Here is a 16819-nt window from a genome sequence, read left to right on the forward strand (position 1 = left end):
GGCGCATCAGCGCCCGTAGAACCACCGCGCCGGCACGGTGACGATCTCCGGCACGAGGATCAGCAGCAGGAGCACGGCGCACTGCGAGAGCAGGAACGGCATGACGCCGCGAACGACCTTGTCCATCGGGATGCGCCCGACGGCGCAGACGACGTTCAGCACCACGCCGACCGGCGGCGTCAGCAGGCCGATGGCGTTGTTCATGATGAACATCACCCCGAAATAGACCGGGTCGATGCCGGCCTGCTTGACGATCGGCATCAGCACCGGCGTCAGGATCAGCACGGTCGGGATGAAGTCGAGCGCCGTGCCGACGACGATGACGAGCAGCATCATCGCCATCATGAGGAGCAGCTTCGATTCGATCAGCGGGCCGAGCATTCCCGCGACCTGACTCGGTATGTCGGCGATGGTGATGAGCCAGGCCGAAACCATCGCCGCGGCGACGAGGAACATCACCGCCGCCGAGGTCTTGAGCGCGGCCAGCAGCGCCGGGCGCAGATGCTCGATCTTCAGCTCGCGATAGATGAAGGCGCCGACGAAGCCGGCATAGACCGCCGCGACGACGGCAGCCTCCGTTGGTGTGAAGGCGCCGGCCTTCATGCCGCCGATGATCAGGAAAGGCAGGCCCAGCGCCCACAGCCCGTCGAGCAGCGCCTTGCCGACCTCTCGCAGGCCTGCACGCTGAACGCGGGCGACCGGCTCGTCGCGGGCGACGATGTACCAGGTGATGAACAGCGCCAGTGCCATCAGCAGGCCGGGCACGATGCCGGCGAGGAACAGGCGCGTGATCGAGACGCCGGCTGCGACGCCGAAGACGACGAAGCCGATCGAGGGCGGGATCACCGGCGCGATGATGCCGCCGGCCGAGATGAGCCCGGCCGCGCGGGGCAGGTTGTATCCGGCGGCCCGCATCATCGGCAGCAGGATCGCCGCGAGCGCCGCCGTATCGGCGACGGCCGAGCCCGAAATGCTCGCCATCACCAGCGCCGCGATGACCGCGACATAACCGAGCCCGCCCCGGACATGGCCGACCAACGTCACCGCCAGCGTGATGATGCGCTTCGACAATCCGCCGGCATTCATCAGCTCGCCGGCGAGCATGAAGAAGGGCACCGCCATCAGCGGGAAGGAGTCGGCGCCGCCGACCAGGTTCTGCGCCAGGATCTGCGCGTCGAAGTTGTCGAGCTGCAGCATCAGCGCGATGCCGCAGACCAGCAAAGCGAGTGCGATCGGCATGCCCAGCGCCATGGCGCCGAGCAGCGAGCCGAGGAAGACGAAGACCGTCACTGCCGCTTCTCCCTGGCCTGGCTGGCTTCGAAGGCGGTGACCTCCTCGGATTCCGCGCCGAAGACGAGTTCCGAATCGGGCATGCGACCGGTCAGCAGCCGGGCCAGCGCGATCAGGTTGAGCGCACCCATGCCGAGCCCGCCGGCGAGTCCGGCGAAATAGACCGCGGCCATCGGTATGCCGGTGATCGGCGCGTGGTTGTCGATATTGATGACCGCCTGCTGCCAGCAGCCGATGATCAGCAGCGCCATGCACAGCAGCGACAGCACCTCGACGGCGAGCCGGCACCACCAGCGACCATTGCGGCCGAGCATGTTGACCACGGTGGTCATGCCGAGGTGCTGACCGTCCTTGGCGACGAGGAACGCGCCGCCGAAGGTCAGCCACACGAAGATCATTCGCGACAGCTCCTCGGAGACGATGATCCCGGAATTGAAACCGTAACGCAGCACGACGTTGCCGAAGACCATCGCGATCATCACGACGAAGCCGGCGATCAGAAGATTCTCCGTGAACCGGAGGAGCGCGGCTCGCAGGGTCATGGGTTCGCTCCGGCCGCTGCCTGCGTCAGCCCGTACCAGCGCGCCGCATTGTCGTGGAACAGCGCCAGCCGCTCCGTCGGCGGCCGGTCCGCCGTCGCCGCTTTGAAGACGCTGAAGATCGTGCCGAAACCGGCGCAGAGGCCGTCCACCGGGAAATTGCTGGCGAAGGCGCAGCGTTCGACACCGAAGGCCGAGATCATGCCCGCGATCACCGGCGCCTGCAGTGCAAGCGTCCATTCGCGGCCGGGCACGCCGATGCCGGAGATCTTGGCGACGACATTGGGTTGCTTCGCCAGGCGCTCCAGTGCGGATTGCCAGGCCGCGAGCGCTTCGGCGCTGCGGTCCGAGGGCAGGCCGGAATGGTTCAGGATGATCGTGGTGCCGGGGAAATCGCGCGCGAGCTCGGCCGCCTCGTCGAGATGCCACCATAGCGTCTGCAGGTCGAAATGCAGGCCGGCCGGGGCGAGCTTCGCATAGCCCTCGCGCCATTTCGGATCGCGCATCGAACCCGGGGCATTGAAGCCCGCATGATGCGCCTCGCGGCTCACCGCCGCCGGCTTGTGGCGGACGCTGCGCACGATCGGCATGTCGCGATAGGCGGCCGCGACCGAGGCTGCGTCCTCGCGGTCGAGCCAGATCTGGCCGATCGCCGCGTCGGGCGCGCCATGCTCGGCTGCGACCTCTGTCGTCCAACGCATCTCGCCGACGGGATCGCGCGGATCCCACTCGCCTTCCATCAGCACGCTGCCGACGACGAGATGGCCGGCGGCCACGCGCCGATAGTCGGCCGGCATGAAGTCGCGCCGGATCGCCGTGTAATCGCCGTAGCGGAAATTCGTCAGGATGTGGTCGCTCAGCCAGGGATGATGGTTCCGGCTAAGATCGAAGAAATGGTGATGCGGATCGATGATCGGCAGGAACGCATCATCGCCGGTGTCGAGGAAGCGGGCGCGTTGTTCGGGGGAGGCGACGGGCATCTGCTCAGTTTCCGGCGGCTGTTCGGGCGCGGCCGGGCGACGAGCCGGGCCGGTCGGAGGCCGGGACTGGGCACATATCGCGGTCTCCCCGATGTTTCCTCGATGGTCTCGTCGCTTGAGCGATCGTTTGGCAGGCTATGCTGTATGCTGCATACAGCATAGCCCTAATTTTGGTCAAACCTTGCCGGTGTTGAACAGGGCGTCCTGTTCACGGCGCAGCTGCACGAGCGTCGTCGACTCATCCAGCGCAATGTCGGCGCAGGTCAGAATCGCGCCACGCGCAACCGGCCGCACCACCGGCCGACCAGCGGTCAGGTAGTACGGCACGGGCTCGTCGGCGCCGAGCGGACGGGCCGGCTGCAACAGAGGCTCGAGGCCGCCGATGACATGGCGATAGCCCATGGTCAGCGTCTCGCCGGGGACGAGATCGCGGCTGGCGCGGGCAACGAGGTCGACGCGCGGCAGCACCTCGGCGCCGCCGGTCGACTGGCCGAGCAGCGCGGCCGAGAGGGCCGACATCGGCGCTTCGGCGCCGAGCAGGTGGACAGGATTGTGCACGAGCACATAGCGGCCATCGGGTGAGCAGGGGATGCCCTTGCCGGCGAACAGCGCGCCGGTCGCGAGATCGGGCGCCTCGGCAATGACGAAAACGCCGCCCGCGAAGGACAGCTCGTCCGGCCGGCGCAGGCAGTTGAACATGTCGACCTTGCCGGAGCCGGAGAGCAGGCCGCCTTCGGAAGCGGGCCGGAACAGGGTCGGCAGTTCGGTGGTACGCGCGATCGGCGCATGCATCTCGGCGATGTCGGGCATCAGCCCTGTGTGGTTCGAGACGATGCCCATCTCGCAGAGGTCGGGCACGGTCGCGCGCGGGAAGGGCAGCTTGGCGCGCTCGGCCAGCAGCGGCAGCGGGTTGCTGCCGAGGCGGCCGAAGGCGGCGGCGAAATCCTTGGCGTCGGCCGGGGTTTCCCAGGCGGTGACCGTGCCGGTCTCCGGATCCCAGACGAAATCCGACTCGCTCGACTTGCCGGCCGCGACGATCGGCAGACCGAGCATGCGCGCCCAGCCGATCAGGCCGATCAGCAGGCTCGGCTGATCGCCATCGACCGGGGTGTGGACGACGCCATTCTGCTTGGCCTTGTGCGCCAGGATCGGGCCGATGATGCACTCGGCCTCCTTGGTCACCATCACGCAGTGGCGGCCGTTCTCGATCGCGGCGAGGGCGACCTTGGCCGCGCCTTCCGGGTCGCCGGTCGCCTCGACCACAAGGTCGACGGCCAGGCTGGCGAGGTGGTCGGAATTGTCGATCAGCGCGACGAGGCCACGCTCGAGCGCAGCCTTTGCCTCGGCCGCATTGCGGCAGTCGGCGAGGTCGCCTTCGCTGAAGCCGCCGGCGAGCGCGGCCTTGCGGGCGCGGGCGAGGTCGAGGTCGCAGACTACGCGCGGCGCGATATGCGCGGTGCGGCGGGCCTGACCGATGAAGCTGGCGCCGAATTCGCCGGCGCCGACGAGCGCAGCCGAAACGACACGCCCAGCGACATCCGGCCGGGAGGCGAAGAAGTTCTCGATGTTCAAGGTCTTGGACTTTCAGTTCGGGATTGAATGGGGCCGTGTCAGACCGGCAGGCCTTCGATGGCGTAGAAGCGCGCCGGCGCGCCATCGGCGTTCGGGATCAGGAGCGGCGCCGCCGAGAACAGGTTCCTGGGCGCGCTGAGGCGGCTGGTGTTGCAGACGTATTCGATCAGCGTGACGCCGTGCGAAAGCAGGACGTGATGCGTCACATGCTCCGGCTTCGGCACCTCCTTGCCTTCGAGCAGCAGGCGGATCGGATAGTCTTGCGGGAAGTCGAAGGCGACGGCCGTCGGCTTGCGCGCCGCCAGCCACTGCGCGGCTTCAAGCGTCAGCCAGGGTGCTTCGGTCCAGAACGTCTTGTCCTGATAGTTACGCCGGTCGCTCCAATGGGCGGCGAGCAGGAGGATTTCGCCCTCCTTGCCGCCGGGATCGGCCGCCGCGAGGTGCTCGGGTTCGATCGGCGCATTCGCCGGGCGGGCGCTGAGGTCGAGCACGCGGCAGGCGCCGACCACTTCGGAAAGCGGCGTCGCCTCGATCGTCGGCGCGCCCGCAACGAAATGGGCGGCAGCGTCGACATGCGAGAAACCATGGCAGGGGCCGGCGATCTTCGAGACGCGGAACTGGTCGCCCGCGGCGATGTCGCCCTTGATCGAAAGCTCGACGGGCCAACGAAAATGCGGCGCGATCGGCATGCTGAGGTCGATGATCTTCATGGCAGCATCCAGCAGAGCTCGGCTCCGCCCTCAAAAAAATGTTGCGGGCGGGCTCTCGGTAGAGGGTCGACATCTTGCATGCAAGAAAATTTGACCGTCAAGTGTGACGGGAGTGTACAACCGGCCATGACCATTTCGGACGATACGACGCCGCTCGCGGCGCTTCTCGCGCAATTGCCGCCGCCCGAGCCGGGCAAGCGCAAGGGCCATCTGCACGGCAACACCGTCGCGCGGCTTCGCAATCTGATCGTCACCGGTGTGCTGGCGCCGGGGACCAAGCTAAACGAGCGCGAACTCTGCGATCAGCTCGCGATCTCGCGCACCCCGGTGCGGGAGGCGATCAAGACGCTGATCCAGGACGGCTTGCTGCGCGCTCTGCCCAATCATTCGGCCGTCGTCTCGGAGCTTGATCTCGACGAGGTCGTGGCGCTGATCGAGGTCGTGACGGTGGTCGAAGGCCTCGCTGGCGAGCTGGCTGCGAAGCACATCAGCGACGAGGCCATCGCCGAGATCGGCATGCTGCATTACCGCATGCTGCTGCATCATGCCCGCGACGAGCTGCCCGGCTATTTCGAAGCCAACAAGGCCTTCCATCGCCGAATCATCGAGCTTTCGGGCAATTCGATCCTGCTCTGGGTCTGGGAGCTATTGGCGCTCAGGGTCGATCGCGCGCGTTTCTCCTCCAATCTCTGGCCGACGCGCTGGCGCACCGCGATCGAGGAGCATCAGCAGATCCTCGATGCGCTGACCGCGCGCGATTCTGGCCGCGCCGGCCAGGCGCTGCGCAGCCATGTCCGCAATGGACTCGAGGGGCTGGTCGCCTCGCTGCGTGCAAAGCAGGCGGCCGCGCAGCCCGAGACCGAACGGGGCAAGAAGCAGGGCGGGGCCACCTCGCGATAGTGCCGCATCTTTCGGCAGAGCGCCGAACGCGGTTGACGGCTCGTATTCTTGCATGCAACTTTTCCGGTGAGGCCGCAGAGACGGCTCGTACGGTTGCCGCGGACAAAGCCGGCGACCGCCTACAATCACCGGGGAAGGAAGAACGCCATGGTCGGGAAGATCACGTGGACGCGTCGCTCGCTGCTGGGGGCCGGCGCGGCGCTCACGGTCGGGCTGCCGGCGATCAGGCCGGCGCGTGCAGCCGTCGAATTGCGGCTGACCCATCCGGCCGACATGAGCCATCCCGTGCATATCGAGGCCGAGGCGATGGTGAAGCGCATCGCCGAGCGCACCAACGGCCAGGTCAAGATCACCATCTTCCCAAACAATGCGCTGGGCTCGCCGGTCGAGGCGGCGCAGCAGACCCGGCTGGGCGCCATCGACATGATGATGCTGAACCCGGCAAACATCGAGGCGCTGTCGAAGACGATCGGCGTCATCAACATCCCCTACCAGTTCGACAGTTATGAGCACGCTCACAAGACGCTCGACGTCACCGCGCGAGACTGGATCGCCGAGCAGCTGAAGATCGCCGGCTTCACCTGGATCTCCAATCTCGAATGGGGCTTCCGGGCCGTCACCAACAGCCGCCGGCCGATCAACCAGCCGGCCGACGTGCAGGGGCTGAAGATCCGCGTCCCGCCCGAGCTCGCGATCAAGGCCGCCTTCGAGGCGCTCGGGGCCAGCACCCAGACCATCGCTTTCCAGGAGGTCTATCTGGCGCTCGCCAACAATGTCGTCGACGGCCAGGACAACCCTGTCGGCACTACATTCGCGGCGAAGTTCTACGAGGCGCAGAAGCACATCGCGCTGACCAAGCACATCTACGCCTCGATCATGTTCTGCGCCAATCCGCGGGTCTGGAGCAGCAAGCTCAACGAGGAGCAGCGCAAGATCGTCATCGAGGAGGGGACCAAGGCCGGTGCCGGGGCCCGCAAGGGCGTGCGCGACAACGAGGATAGCAACCTCGCGGCGATGGAGAAGGCCGGTCTCGCGATCACCCGGCCGGATGTCGCGCCGTTCCGCGACAAGATGGGGCCGGCCTACGAGCAGCTCCGCAAGGCCCTCGGCGACAAGACCTGGGACGAGTGGACCAAGCTCGTCGCCGCTGCGCGCACCGCCTGACCACAGCCTGCAAGAATAAGAAGAAGGACGACGCGCGATGCTGGTCACCGCGGTACTTCTCGGCGTGTGCGTCGTCATCATGCTGGGCATCCCGATCGCGGTAGCCCTCGGGCTGGTCGCGATCGGAACGATGGTCGCGACGGCCGGCCCCGAGCTGCTCGTCATCTTCATCCAGCGCACCTATGCCGGGACGACTTCGTTCCCGCTGCTGGCGATCCCGTTCTTCGTGCTCGCCGGCAATCTGATGAATGTCGGCGGCACGACCGAGCGCATCTTCGGTGTCGCGCAGCTCTGCATCGGGCGCATTCGTGGCGGCCTGGCCCATGTTAACGTTGTCGGCAGTGTGATTTTCGCCGGCATGTCCGGCTCGGCGATCGCCGACGCCGCGGGCATGGGCGTGATCGAGCACCGCGCCATGACCAAGGCCGGCTATACCGGCAGGTTCGCCGCCACCATCACGGCGGTTTCGGCGACGATCGGGCCGATCATTCCACCCAGCATTCCCTTCGTGATCTATGGCAGCCTCGCCAATGTTTCGGTGGGTGCCCTGTTCATGGCCGGTGTCGTGCCGGGCCTGCTGATGGCCGTGTCGCTGATGGCAGTCATCGCGGTTGCCGCGAAATGGATGAACCTGCCCCGCGGCGAGGGCATGCCGCCTTTGCCGGTCGCTGCCCGGATCGTCCGCACGGCGTTGCCCGCGCTAGCCCTGCCGCCGGCGATCCTGCTGGTGATCCTGACCGGCTTCGCCACGCCGACCGAGGCCGCCGTGGTCGCTGCCGCCTACGCCTTCGTGCTCGGCCGGTTCGTCTACGGGGAGCTGAGTTGGAGCGACACTGTCGCCGTGCTCTGGGAGAGCGCGCGCCAGACCGCGCAGGTGATGTTCATCATCGCGCTTGCGGCGCCGTTCGGCTGGGTGCTGGTGCAGCAGCAGATTCCCAATGCCGTGCTGACGGCGCTGCTGACGCTGTCCTCCGAGCCCTGGATGATCTTGCTGATCATCAACGTCGCGCTGCTCGTCCTCGGAATGTTCATCGAGGGCATCGCGCTGATGATCATCGCCTTCCCGGTGCTGCTGCCGATCACGGTTCAGCTTGGCATCGACCCGGTTCATTTCGGCGTGATCCTCGTGCTCAATCTGATGATCGGATTGGTCACGCCGCCGGTCGGACTCTGCCTCTACGTCGTCGCCGGCATCGCCAAGATCTCGATCGGCGAGATCACGCGCGAAATCTGGCCCTACGTGCTGGCGCTCATCGGCGTGCTGATGCTGATCACCTATGTGCCGGGGCTCTCGCTCTGGCTGCCTCACGCGCTGGGCTATGGAGTGACGCGATGATCGCCGCGCTGGAAGCTCTCGACAGGGGCGTCGCCGTCACCTGCAAGGTCGCTGCGATCCTGTGCATGCTGGGCGTGTTCGTGCTGCTCGGCGCCGCGATCGTGCTGCGGATCATGCCGCTGTTCACGATCACGGGCTATGACGAGATCATCGAGTTCCTGTTCATCTGGATGGTCATGCTGACCTCGCTCGCGCTCTGGCGCGAAGGCGTTCTCTACCGCGTCGTGATGCTCGAGAGCCTGCTGCCGCCCAATCTGCGGCGCATGCTCGAAATCCTGATCAACCTCGCCATGTTCGGCTTTGCGCTCGTGCTCGTCTTCTACGGTATCGAGTTCATGCAGATGGCCGGCGAGACGACGCCGTTCCTCCGGCTCGACAAGGGCTGGTGGTATGCCGCGATCCCCGGCTGCGGCGCGCTCATGGCCGTGTACAGCCTCGTCTGGCTTTACCGGGTCGCCTGCGGCAAGGGCGAACTCCATTCGACCACTTCACTCGTCGGCTGACAGCGCCGCTCGGAAAGGCAAGCACTCATGGCCCGTCTTGCAGGCAAGGTCGCGATCCTCACCGGTGGAGCCGGAGGCATCGGCGCGGCGACCGCGGAACTCTTCGCCGAGGAGGGCGCGAAGGTCGTGCTCGTCGACATCGACGCCTCGGCGTTGGCCGAGGTCGGCGCGCGGATTCGTGCAGCAGTGCCGGGCGCCGAGATCCTGGAGATCGTCCGGGATGTCGGGCAGGAGGCGTCCGCCGCGGCGATCGTCGCCGAGACACTCTCCGCCTTCGGCCGGCTCGACATCCTCGTCAACAATGCCGGCATCCGCTCCTATGAGCCGCTCGACGAGGCCAAGGCCGAGACCTGGCAGAAGATCCTCTCGGTGAACCTGCTGAGCTATGCCTATCTCGCCCGCGAGGCGCTGCCGGCGCTGCGGCAGGCGGGGAAGGGGGCGATCGTCAATATCTCCTCGACCCACGCCTTCAACCCGCGGGGCGGCATGGGGCAATACGACGTCGCCAAGGCCGGCATCATCTCGATGACCAAGACGCTGGCCTTCGAGGAGGCCGATCGCGGCGTGCGCGTCAATGCGGTCTGCCCCGGCCTGACGCTGACGCCGTTCCATGTCCGCCGCTTCGCCCCGCAAGGCAAGAGCGAGCAGGATTTGCGTACCGAGAAGGTCGACCACAACATCCAGCGCCGCTGGGCCGATCCGCGCGAAGTCGCCTGGCCGATCCTCTGGCTTGCGTCCGACGAGGCGTCCTTCATGACCGCATCGGTGATCATGGCCGATGGCGGCACCCGCGTCTGACGGCGCGGGTACCGGGCAGCGGCTGATTTTGGTGGGCTACTTGCCCTGCCAGTTCGGCGTGCGCTTGCCGAGGAAGGCTTCCATACCCTCGCGGAAATCGGCGCTGGTGTAGCAGAGCGCGACGAGGTCATCGCCGTCGACGCCAGCGCTGGCCGCTTCGGTGAGCCGGCGCAGCGCCTCCTTGGTGGCGCGCATCGTCAGCGGCGCATGGCCGCGGATGGTCTCGGCGAGTTCCTTCGCCCGCGCCATCAGCGCGGCATGATCGGCGACGAGCTCGTTGTAGAGGCCGACGCGATGGCCTTCATCGGCCTCGACAAGCCGGGCGGTGAAGATGATGTCCTTGACGCGGGCCGGCCCGAGCAGGCTGGCGAGCCTTGCGTAGTTCGCCATCGACAGGCAGTTACCGAGCGTGCGCGCCACCGGGAAGCCGAAGCGGGCCGATTGCGTCGCGATCCGGAGGTCGCAGGCGCAGGCGATCGCCGCGCCGCCACCGGTGACCGCGCCGGAGATCGCCGCGATCGTCGGTACCGAGCAGCTCTCGATCGCCGTGATCACCTTTTCGATGCGGTTCTCGTAGGCGAGCGCATCTTCGGCCGTCTTGAACTCGCGGAACTGCGTGATGTCAGTGCCGGCGGCGAAGGCTTTCTCGCCGGCGCCGGTCATCACGATCACCTTGGGCGCACCGTGGCTCTCGGGATCGCTGCAGATCTTTGCAAGCCCCTCATACATGGCGAAGGTCAAGGCGTTGCGGGCCTGCGGCCGGTTCAGCGTGATCGTGCCGATCCCGTCGGCGACGTCGTAGAGAATCTCGTCAGTCATCGGAAACCTCTTCAGATCGCGCCGTCGGCGCGCAGTTGCGCGATCGCCGCGGCGTCATAGCCGAGCTCGATCAGGATCTCGTCATTATGCTCGCCGGCGTCCGGCGTGGGCGAAACCACGCTCGCCGGAGTGCGCGACAGGCCGACAGGCTCGCCGATGACGCGGATGTCGCCGAGAACCGGGTGGGTAACGGGCTGCGCGATGCCGAGATGCTGCACCTGCGGATCGTCGAACATGGCGTCGACCGAGTAGATCGGCCCCGCCGGCACCGAAGCCTTCTCGCAGGCGTCAAGCCAGTAGGCGCTGTCCTGCGTCGACATGATCTCCTCGAGCAGGATGCGCAGCTCCGGCCGTGCCGCATAGCGCTTCTCGACGCTGTCATAGCGCGGGTCGCTCGCCAGTTCCGGCTGGCCGAGCACGCCGCAGAAGGAGCGCCAATGCCCCTCGGCGCCGACGCCGAGATTGATGTGGCCGTCGCGCGTCGCATAGACGCCCATCGGTGTCGCGTAAGGGTGGTCGTTGCCGGCCTGGGGCGGCACCGTACCTTCGACCAGGAAGCGCGCCGCCTGGAAATCCATCATCGCGATCTGCGCCTCGAGCAGCGAGGTCTGCACCCACTGGCCCTTGCCGGAAACCGCGCGTTCCTGCAGTGCGACCAGCGCGCCGATCGCCCCGTAGAGGCCCGCCGCTGAATCGGCGACGGCAATGCCGGCCCTGACCGGGCCCTGGCCCTGCAGGCCGGTGACCGACATCATCCCACCCATGCCCTGGGCGATCTGGTCGAAGCCGGCACGCAGGCGATAGGGGCCGGTCTGGCCGAAGCCCGAGACCGAGACCAGGATCAGGCGCGGATTGAGCGCATGCAGCGTCTCGAAATCGAGGCCGAGCCGGTCCTTCACGTCCGGGCGGAAGTTCTCGATCAGCAGGTCGGCATCGGCGATCAGCCGGCGCAGCACAGCCTTGCCGGCTTCCTTCTTCAGGTTGAGCGTCAGCGAGCGCTTGTTCCGGTGCAGGTTCTGCATGTCGTAGCCATGCCGCGCCCCGCTCATGTTCTCGTTCGGATCGACCCCCGGCGGGCTTTCGATCTTGAGCACGTCGGCGCCGAAATCGGCGAAGATCCGGGCGCAGGTCGGGCCGGCGCGGACCCGGGAAAGATCGAGGACGCGCAGATTCTCGAGCGCGGAGGACGGTGTCGGACGAGGCATGATGTTCCGGAAGGCTCTATAGGGGGCGCGACTATCCCGTCATCGGCCGGGAGCGTCAACGCTAAAGCCATTTTGTATGCAAGAATCGCGACCTTGCCATGTGCGGCGCGCCCGGGCGGCTGCTTCACGAGACGGCGAGCCGCGCCGCAATGTGCCACCCTGACGTTGCGGCGCATCCTTGCGCCATTATCTTCGAGCCGGCCCGGTGACGGCTCGGCCGCCACTCATCGCGCGCTTCGACGCCGCCCGGGCGTTTTCCTCGAATGGAAAGAGAATGTCATGCGCTATTACACGCTTGGCCAGACCGGCCTGCTCGTCTCCGAACTATGCCTGGGCACCATGACCTTCGGCGGCGGCGACGAGGGTTTTTGGGGGCATATCGGCAGGCTCGAGCAGCAGGAGGCCGACGCGCTGGTCCGGACGGCGCTCGATGCCGGCATCAACTTCATCGACACTGCCAATGTCTATGCCGAAGGGCGCTCGGAGCAGATCACCGGCCAGGCCCTGCGCAATCTCGGCGTGCCGCGCGACGAGGTCGTGGTCGCGACCAAGGTCTTCAGCCGCATGGGGCAGGGGCCGAACGGCAGCGGCGCCAGCCGCTACCACATCATGGAGCAGGTCAAGGCCAGCCTGAAGCGGCTGCAGCTCGACCATGTCGACCTCTACCAGATCCATGCCTTCGACAGCGTGACGCCGATGGAGGAGACGCTGGAGGCGCTCGACACGCTCGTTCGCCAAGGCCATGTCCGCTATGTCGGCGTCTCGAACTGGGCGGCCTGGCAAGTCGCCAAGGCGCTTGGCATCTGTGAGCGGCGGCAACTGTCCCGCATAGCCTCGCTGCAATCCTACTACACGATCGCCGGCCGCGATCTGGAGCGCGAGATCGTGCCGATGCTGCTCTCCGAGAAGGTCGGCCTGATGGTCTGGAGCCCGCTCGCCGGCGGACTGCTTTCTGGCAAGTACGACCGGCGCAACGAGCAGGGTGGCGATGGCCGGCGTGCCAGCTTCGACTTTCCGCCGGTCGATCGCGAGCGCGGCTATGACGTGATCGATGCCATGCGCGGCATCGCCGAGACGCATCGGCGCAGCGTCGCGCAGATCGCGCTCGCCTGGCTGCTGCACCAGCAGGCCGTGACCAGCGTGATCGTCGGCGCCAAGCGCCCGGAACAGCTCGCCGAGAATCTCGCGGCCGTCGAGATCGTGCTTTCGCCGGAGGAGCTGAAGACCCTCGACGCGGTCAGCGCCCTGCCGCGCGAATATCCCGGCTGGATGCTGGAACGCCAGGGCGCCAGCCGCACCAAGCCGGACCCGCGCTGACGCGACGACCGCTGCGAGCCTTTCCGGCGGAATATCAGCAGCTTCCGCCGGAAAGCTGAATCGGTTTCGCGAGGCTTTGAATCGCCATGCCAACGGCCGAAGCCGGCTCTGTAAGGAGCGACCTCGGCGGCTGCCCCAGTTCATGCTAGGTCGGGGCGGGTGGAGCCTGTCCCGGCTGATCGTGCGGCCGGGAGCGCGACCGGCCGGAGGGCGGGATGACGACGAGCGAGAAGCCTGACAGTGAAGTTGCGGACGCGCAGCAGTTGCGCGCCCTGGTCGGCGAGGTCCATCTGCTCGCCGAGCGCAAGGTGCTCGACCGGCTCGACCATTTCTGCCGTGACTTCATCGCGCTGTCGCCCTTCCTGGTGCTGGCGAGCTCCGACAGCGAGGGGCGGGCCGATGCGAGCCCGCGCGGCGACGGACCGGGCTTCGTCCAGGTGCTCGACGAAAAGACCCTGCTGATCCCCGACCGGCGCGGCAACAACCGGGTCGACAGCTTCGGCAATGTGCTGAGCTCGCCGGGTGTCGGGCTGGTCTTCTTCGTGCCCGGGATCAACGAGACGCTCAGGGTCAATGGCCGGGCGCGGCTGACCCGCGACGAGGCGCTGCTCGAACCGACGACCGTGCAGGAGAAGACGCCGAAGCTCGGCCTGCTGGTCGAGGTCGACGAGGCCTATTTCCATTGCGGCAAGGCCTTGATCCGCTCGAAGCTCTGGGCGCAGGAGGCACAGGTCGAGCGCGGCAGCTTCCCGACGCTCGGGCGCATCGTCGCCGAGCAGACGAAGGCGGTCGATGCGGCCGAGGCCGACGCCAATCTGGAGGAGGCTTACAGGACGCGGCTCTACTGAGCCGCGGGGGTCTCATCGAGCCCTGGCCGTAGCTCCGTGCGAGGTGATCGCGCGGTTGCCGGCCTTCGTCCTTGCCGCTAGCCTCCAGAAAAGAAAAGGGCCCGCGCCGGAGCGCAGGCCGAAGTCTAGGGAGGAAACGCCCAAGGAGGGCGCCACAGCATCTCTGCTGCGGTGCACAAGAGATAGGGCGTTCCGCGGTGCGGTACAAGGGGGAAAGGGCAGAATTGCTGTCCTTTTTTTGAGCAGCTTGCTGCCTCTTGCGCCGATCGCGAAAACGGGAGGCCCCGATCATGGTTTTCGGGCAACGGGCAATCGGAATCAGCGCCGTCGGTCTCGCATTTTTGCTGGTGATCCAGGCCGGATTCGGTTCGCGGGCGTTCGCGCAGGTTCCGCCGTCGAAGACGGAGATCGCCGCCTATGCCGGGCTGCATTCTGCCGCTTATCGAGGCGACATGGCGGCGCTGGAGCGAACCCTTGCACAGAAGCCGGAACTCGATGCCCGCGACGGCCATGGCCGAAGCGCGCTGCATGTCGCAGCCCATGCCGGCAACCGGGAGATCATGCGCGCGCTGGTCCGCGCGGGAGCCGATCCGCGTGCGCTCGACGGCCAGCTTTATGACGCGATCACGATTGCAGCGGTCAACGACGATGTCGAGACCATGCGGGTGGCGCTCGCCATCGGTGGCGACGCCCGGGCCGTCACCAGCCCCTATGCCGGCACGGCGCTGATCGCCGCCGCCCATCTCGGTCATGACGATGTCGTCAAGGCGCTGATCGCGGCCGGCGCGCCGCTCGACCATGTCAATAATCTCGGCTGGACCGCGCTGATCGAAGCCGTGATCCTCGGTGATGGCGGGCCGCGCCATGTCGAGACCGCCCGCGCGCTCGTCACCGCCGGCGCCCGCCGTGACCTTGCCGACCGCGGCGGCGCGACGCCGCTCGATCACGCCCGCCGCCGCGGCTACGCGGCGATGATCGCGGTTCTGGAGGTTCCCTAGCTCGGAAACTGCGGGTCGGGCAGGCTGGTTACCAACGCCGTCAGCCCGTCGCTGTAGCGCTGACGCAGATCCGTCCAGTAGGGGTGATTGCTGTCATATTTTGCGAGTGTCCGGGTCGAGAAGCTCCCGGTCTCGTAGTGCAGCATGTCGATAGGCGGCGCGACCGAGAGATTGCTGCGGATCGTCGCGTCGAAAGACAGCAGAGCGAGCTTTGCGGCTTCGTCGAGCCCGCCCGTCGGGCTCAGCGCCCGGTCGAGGATCGGCTTGCCGTATTTGGTCTCGCCGAGCTGCAGGAAGTTCGTGCGGCCGACCGCCTCGACGAAATTGCCGGCCGAATAGATCTGGAACAGCCGGTGCGGCTCCCCGGCGATCTGTCCGGCGACGAGGAAACTGCCATTCGGGTCGCCATAGGGCTCGACGAAGCTGCGGTGGAGGCGCAGCACCTCGCGCAACGTGTTGCCGACGATCTGGGCGGCGTCGAACATGGTGCGCGCCGCGAGGATGTCGCGGTTCTCCAGGCTGCCGGCGCTCTCCTGCTTGTGCTTGGTGTATTGGCGGATCATCGTCACCACGGCCTGCGTGGTCGCAAGGTTGCCCGCCGAAAGGATGGCGATGACGCGCTCGCCCGGAACCTCGAACAGAGCGAGCTTCTCGACCATGGCGATCTGGTCGACGCCGGCGCTGGAGCGGGAATCGGAAGCGAGGATCAGCCCGGCTGGGAGCAGGATTCCAAGGCAGTAGGTCATCGCGCGCCTCCGCAATTTCGCCAGCATGACGCAGGCGGGGCAGCCTTGCCAAGCACGATGGCTTTGCGAGACGGATGCGCTGGCATAGGGCCCCGATTGCCCGGCGCAAGGCGGGATGCAAAGCTGCTTTTGACAGGGCCCGTGGGGCCGGTGGCCGGAGTTGCTGACGGATGCAGGATCTTGCGGAGATCGTCGCCGCCGTCCATGCGGATGTCGCCGGCCATGTCGGCGCGGGCCGTGTCGCCGACTACATCCCCGCGCTGTCGCAGGTCGACCCCAACCGGTTCGGCATCGCGGTCATTACCTGTGATGGCGAGCGCGCCTCCGCCGGCGATGCGGCGGTCCCGTTTTCTATCCAGAGCATCTCCAAGGTCTTTACCCTGACGCTGGCGCTGGAACGCGTCGGGACCAGGCTCTGGCAGCATGTCGGGCGCGAGCCCTCGGGCTCGCCGTTCAACTCGATCGTCCAGCTCGAGCAGGAGCGCGGCGTGCCGCGCAACCCCTTCATCAACGCCGGCGCGATCGTCGTGACCGACGCGCTGCTCGCCGGGCGCAAGCCGCCGGAGACGATCGCGGAGATCCTCGGATTCCTGCGCGCCCGCGCCGATGACGCGACTGTTTCTATGGACGGGGAGGTGGCGCGTTCGGAAGCGCAGACCGGCTTCCGCAATGCCAGCCTCGCCAATTTCATCCGGGCCTTCGGCAACCTGCAGAACCCGGTCGAGGAGGTTCTCAAGGTCTATTTCAATCAGTGCTCATTGCGGCTGAGCTGCCTCCAGCTCGCCCGCGCTGGCTTGTTCCTGGCCGGAGACGGCGTCGATCCGCTGAGCGGCGAGACCGTCTGCCGGCCCGGCCGGGCTCGCCGGGTCAAGGCGCTGATGATGACCTGCGGCCACTACGACGCGTCCGGCGAGTTCGCCTTCAAGGTCGGGCTGCCCGGCAAGAGCGGTGTCGGCGGCGGCATCCTAGCGATCGCGCCCCGCCGCGCCGCCATTGCCGTCTGGTCGCCGGGCCTCAACGCCGCCGGCACCTCGCTCGTCGGCGCGTTGGCGCTGGAGAGCCTGGTCGAGAGGACCGGCTGGTCGGTGTTCTGA

17 protein-coding genes are annotated in these 16819 nt (G+C 67.0%); 9 read left to right on the plus strand and 8 right to left on the minus strand.

Annotated features, from left to right (window positions below):
* Positions 1–6: 6 nt before the first annotated feature.
* The 5 genes from DK26_RS17870 to DK26_RS17890 all read right to left on the minus strand — a co-directional run bounded on the left by DK26_RS17870 (position 7) and on the right by DK26_RS17890 (position 5091).
* Positions 7–1290 carry a TRAP transporter large permease subunit gene (locus tag DK26_RS17870; RefSeq protein WP_066475298.1) on the minus strand — a complete coding sequence of 428 codons (1284 nt, stop codon included), beginning with the start codon at positions 1288–1290 and terminating at the stop codon, positions 7–9.
* Positions 1287–1832, minus strand: coding sequence for a TRAP transporter small permease (locus tag DK26_RS17875; RefSeq protein WP_066475300.1), 546 nt, complete (start codon positions 1830–1832; stop codon positions 1287–1289). The genes DK26_RS17870 and DK26_RS17875 overlap by 4 nt, the downstream gene beginning before the upstream one ends.
* Entirely contained in the window at positions 1829–2809 is a 981-nt protein-coding gene (locus DK26_RS17880) for an amidohydrolase family protein (RefSeq protein ID WP_066475301.1), read from the minus strand. Before DK26_RS17880 ends, DK26_RS17875 begins: the two co-directional genes overlap by 4 nt.
* 174 nt (positions 2810–2983) lie before the next feature.
* Entirely contained in the window at positions 2984–4381 is a 1398-nt protein-coding gene (locus DK26_RS17885; protein WP_066475303.1) for a hypothetical protein, read from the minus strand.
* 38 nt (positions 4382–4419) lie between these two features.
* Positions 4420–5091: a cyclase family protein gene (locus DK26_RS17890; protein ID WP_066475308.1), complete on the minus strand. Its 672-nt coding sequence runs from the start codon at positions 5089–5091 to the stop codon at positions 4420–4422.
* Positions 5092–5217: 126 nt separating this feature from the next.
* Here DK26_RS17890 and DK26_RS17895 point away from each other — a divergent pair, with 126 nt between their 5' ends.
* From DK26_RS17895 to DK26_RS17915, 5 genes are all read left to right on the plus strand, one after another.
* Positions 5218–5991, plus strand: coding sequence for a GntR family transcriptional regulator (locus DK26_RS17895; RefSeq protein ID WP_066475309.1), 774 nt, complete (start codon positions 5218–5220; stop codon positions 5989–5991).
* 147 nt (positions 5992–6138) lie between these two features.
* Positions 6139–7155: a TRAP transporter substrate-binding protein gene (locus DK26_RS17900; protein ID WP_066475311.1), complete on the plus strand. Its 1017-nt coding sequence runs from the start codon at positions 6139–6141 to the stop codon at positions 7153–7155.
* Positions 7156–7192: 37 nt separating this feature from the next.
* A complete protein-coding gene (locus DK26_RS17905; RefSeq protein WP_066475313.1) occupies positions 7193–8491 on the plus strand; it encodes a TRAP transporter large permease in 1299 nt (432 codons plus the stop codon).
* Entirely contained in the window at positions 8488–8994 is a 507-nt protein-coding gene (locus DK26_RS17910) for a TRAP transporter small permease subunit (protein ID WP_066475314.1), read from the plus strand. The genes DK26_RS17905 and DK26_RS17910 overlap by 4 nt, the downstream gene beginning before the upstream one ends.
* A 27-nt stretch (positions 8995–9021) precedes the next feature.
* Complete coding sequence (locus DK26_RS17915; RefSeq protein ID WP_066475315.1) at positions 9022–9792, plus strand: SDR family oxidoreductase; 771 nt, start codon at positions 9022–9024, stop codon at positions 9790–9792.
* A gap of 36 nt (positions 9793–9828) precedes the next feature.
* Here the strand turns inward: DK26_RS17915 and DK26_RS17920 are convergent, their stop codons facing one another.
* The gene (locus tag DK26_RS17920; protein WP_066475316.1) at positions 9829–10611 is read right to left on the minus strand and encodes an enoyl-CoA hydratase/isomerase family protein; all 783 of its coding nucleotides are present in this window, start codon (positions 10609–10611) and stop codon (positions 9829–9831) included.
* An 11-nt stretch (positions 10612–10622) separates the two neighbouring features.
* Positions 10623–11816, minus strand: a complete 1194-nt coding sequence (locus tag DK26_RS17925) for a CoA transferase (RefSeq protein ID WP_066475317.1) — start codon at positions 11814–11816, stop codon at positions 10623–10625.
* 279 nt (positions 11817–12095) lie between these two features.
* On the opposite strand from DK26_RS17925, the gene DK26_RS17930 reads away from it, so the two are divergent.
* From DK26_RS17930 to DK26_RS17940, 3 genes are all read left to right on the plus strand, one after another.
* Entirely contained in the window at positions 12096–13133 is a 1038-nt protein-coding gene (locus DK26_RS17930; RefSeq protein WP_066475319.1) for an aldo/keto reductase, read from the plus strand.
* 215 nt (positions 13134–13348) lie between these two features.
* Positions 13349–13981 (plus strand): pyridoxamine 5'-phosphate oxidase family protein, encoded by a 633-nt coding sequence (locus tag DK26_RS17935; protein WP_066475320.1) that lies wholly within the window; start codon positions 13349–13351, stop codon positions 13979–13981.
* A 290-nt stretch (positions 13982–14271) separates the two neighbouring features.
* Positions 14272–14979, plus strand: a complete 708-nt coding sequence (locus DK26_RS17940) for an ankyrin repeat domain-containing protein (protein ID WP_066475321.1) — start codon at positions 14272–14274, stop codon at positions 14977–14979.
* On the opposite strand, the gene DK26_RS17945 is transcribed toward DK26_RS17940, so the two are convergent.
* Entirely contained in the window at positions 14976–15725 is a 750-nt protein-coding gene (locus DK26_RS17945; protein ID WP_066475325.1) for a peptidase, read from the minus strand. The genes DK26_RS17940 and DK26_RS17945 overlap by 4 nt on opposite strands.
* Positions 15726–15895: 170 nt before the next feature.
* On the opposite strand from DK26_RS17945, the gene DK26_RS17950 reads away from it, so the two are divergent.
* Entirely contained in the window at positions 15896–16819 is a 924-nt protein-coding gene (locus DK26_RS17950) for a glutaminase (protein ID WP_066475326.1), read from the plus strand.

Origin of the sequence: Allobosea sp. WAO, assembly GCF_001509835.1 — a bacterium.
In the GTDB taxonomy this organism is placed as follows: Bacteria; Pseudomonadota; Alphaproteobacteria; order Rhizobiales; family Beijerinckiaceae; genus Allobosea.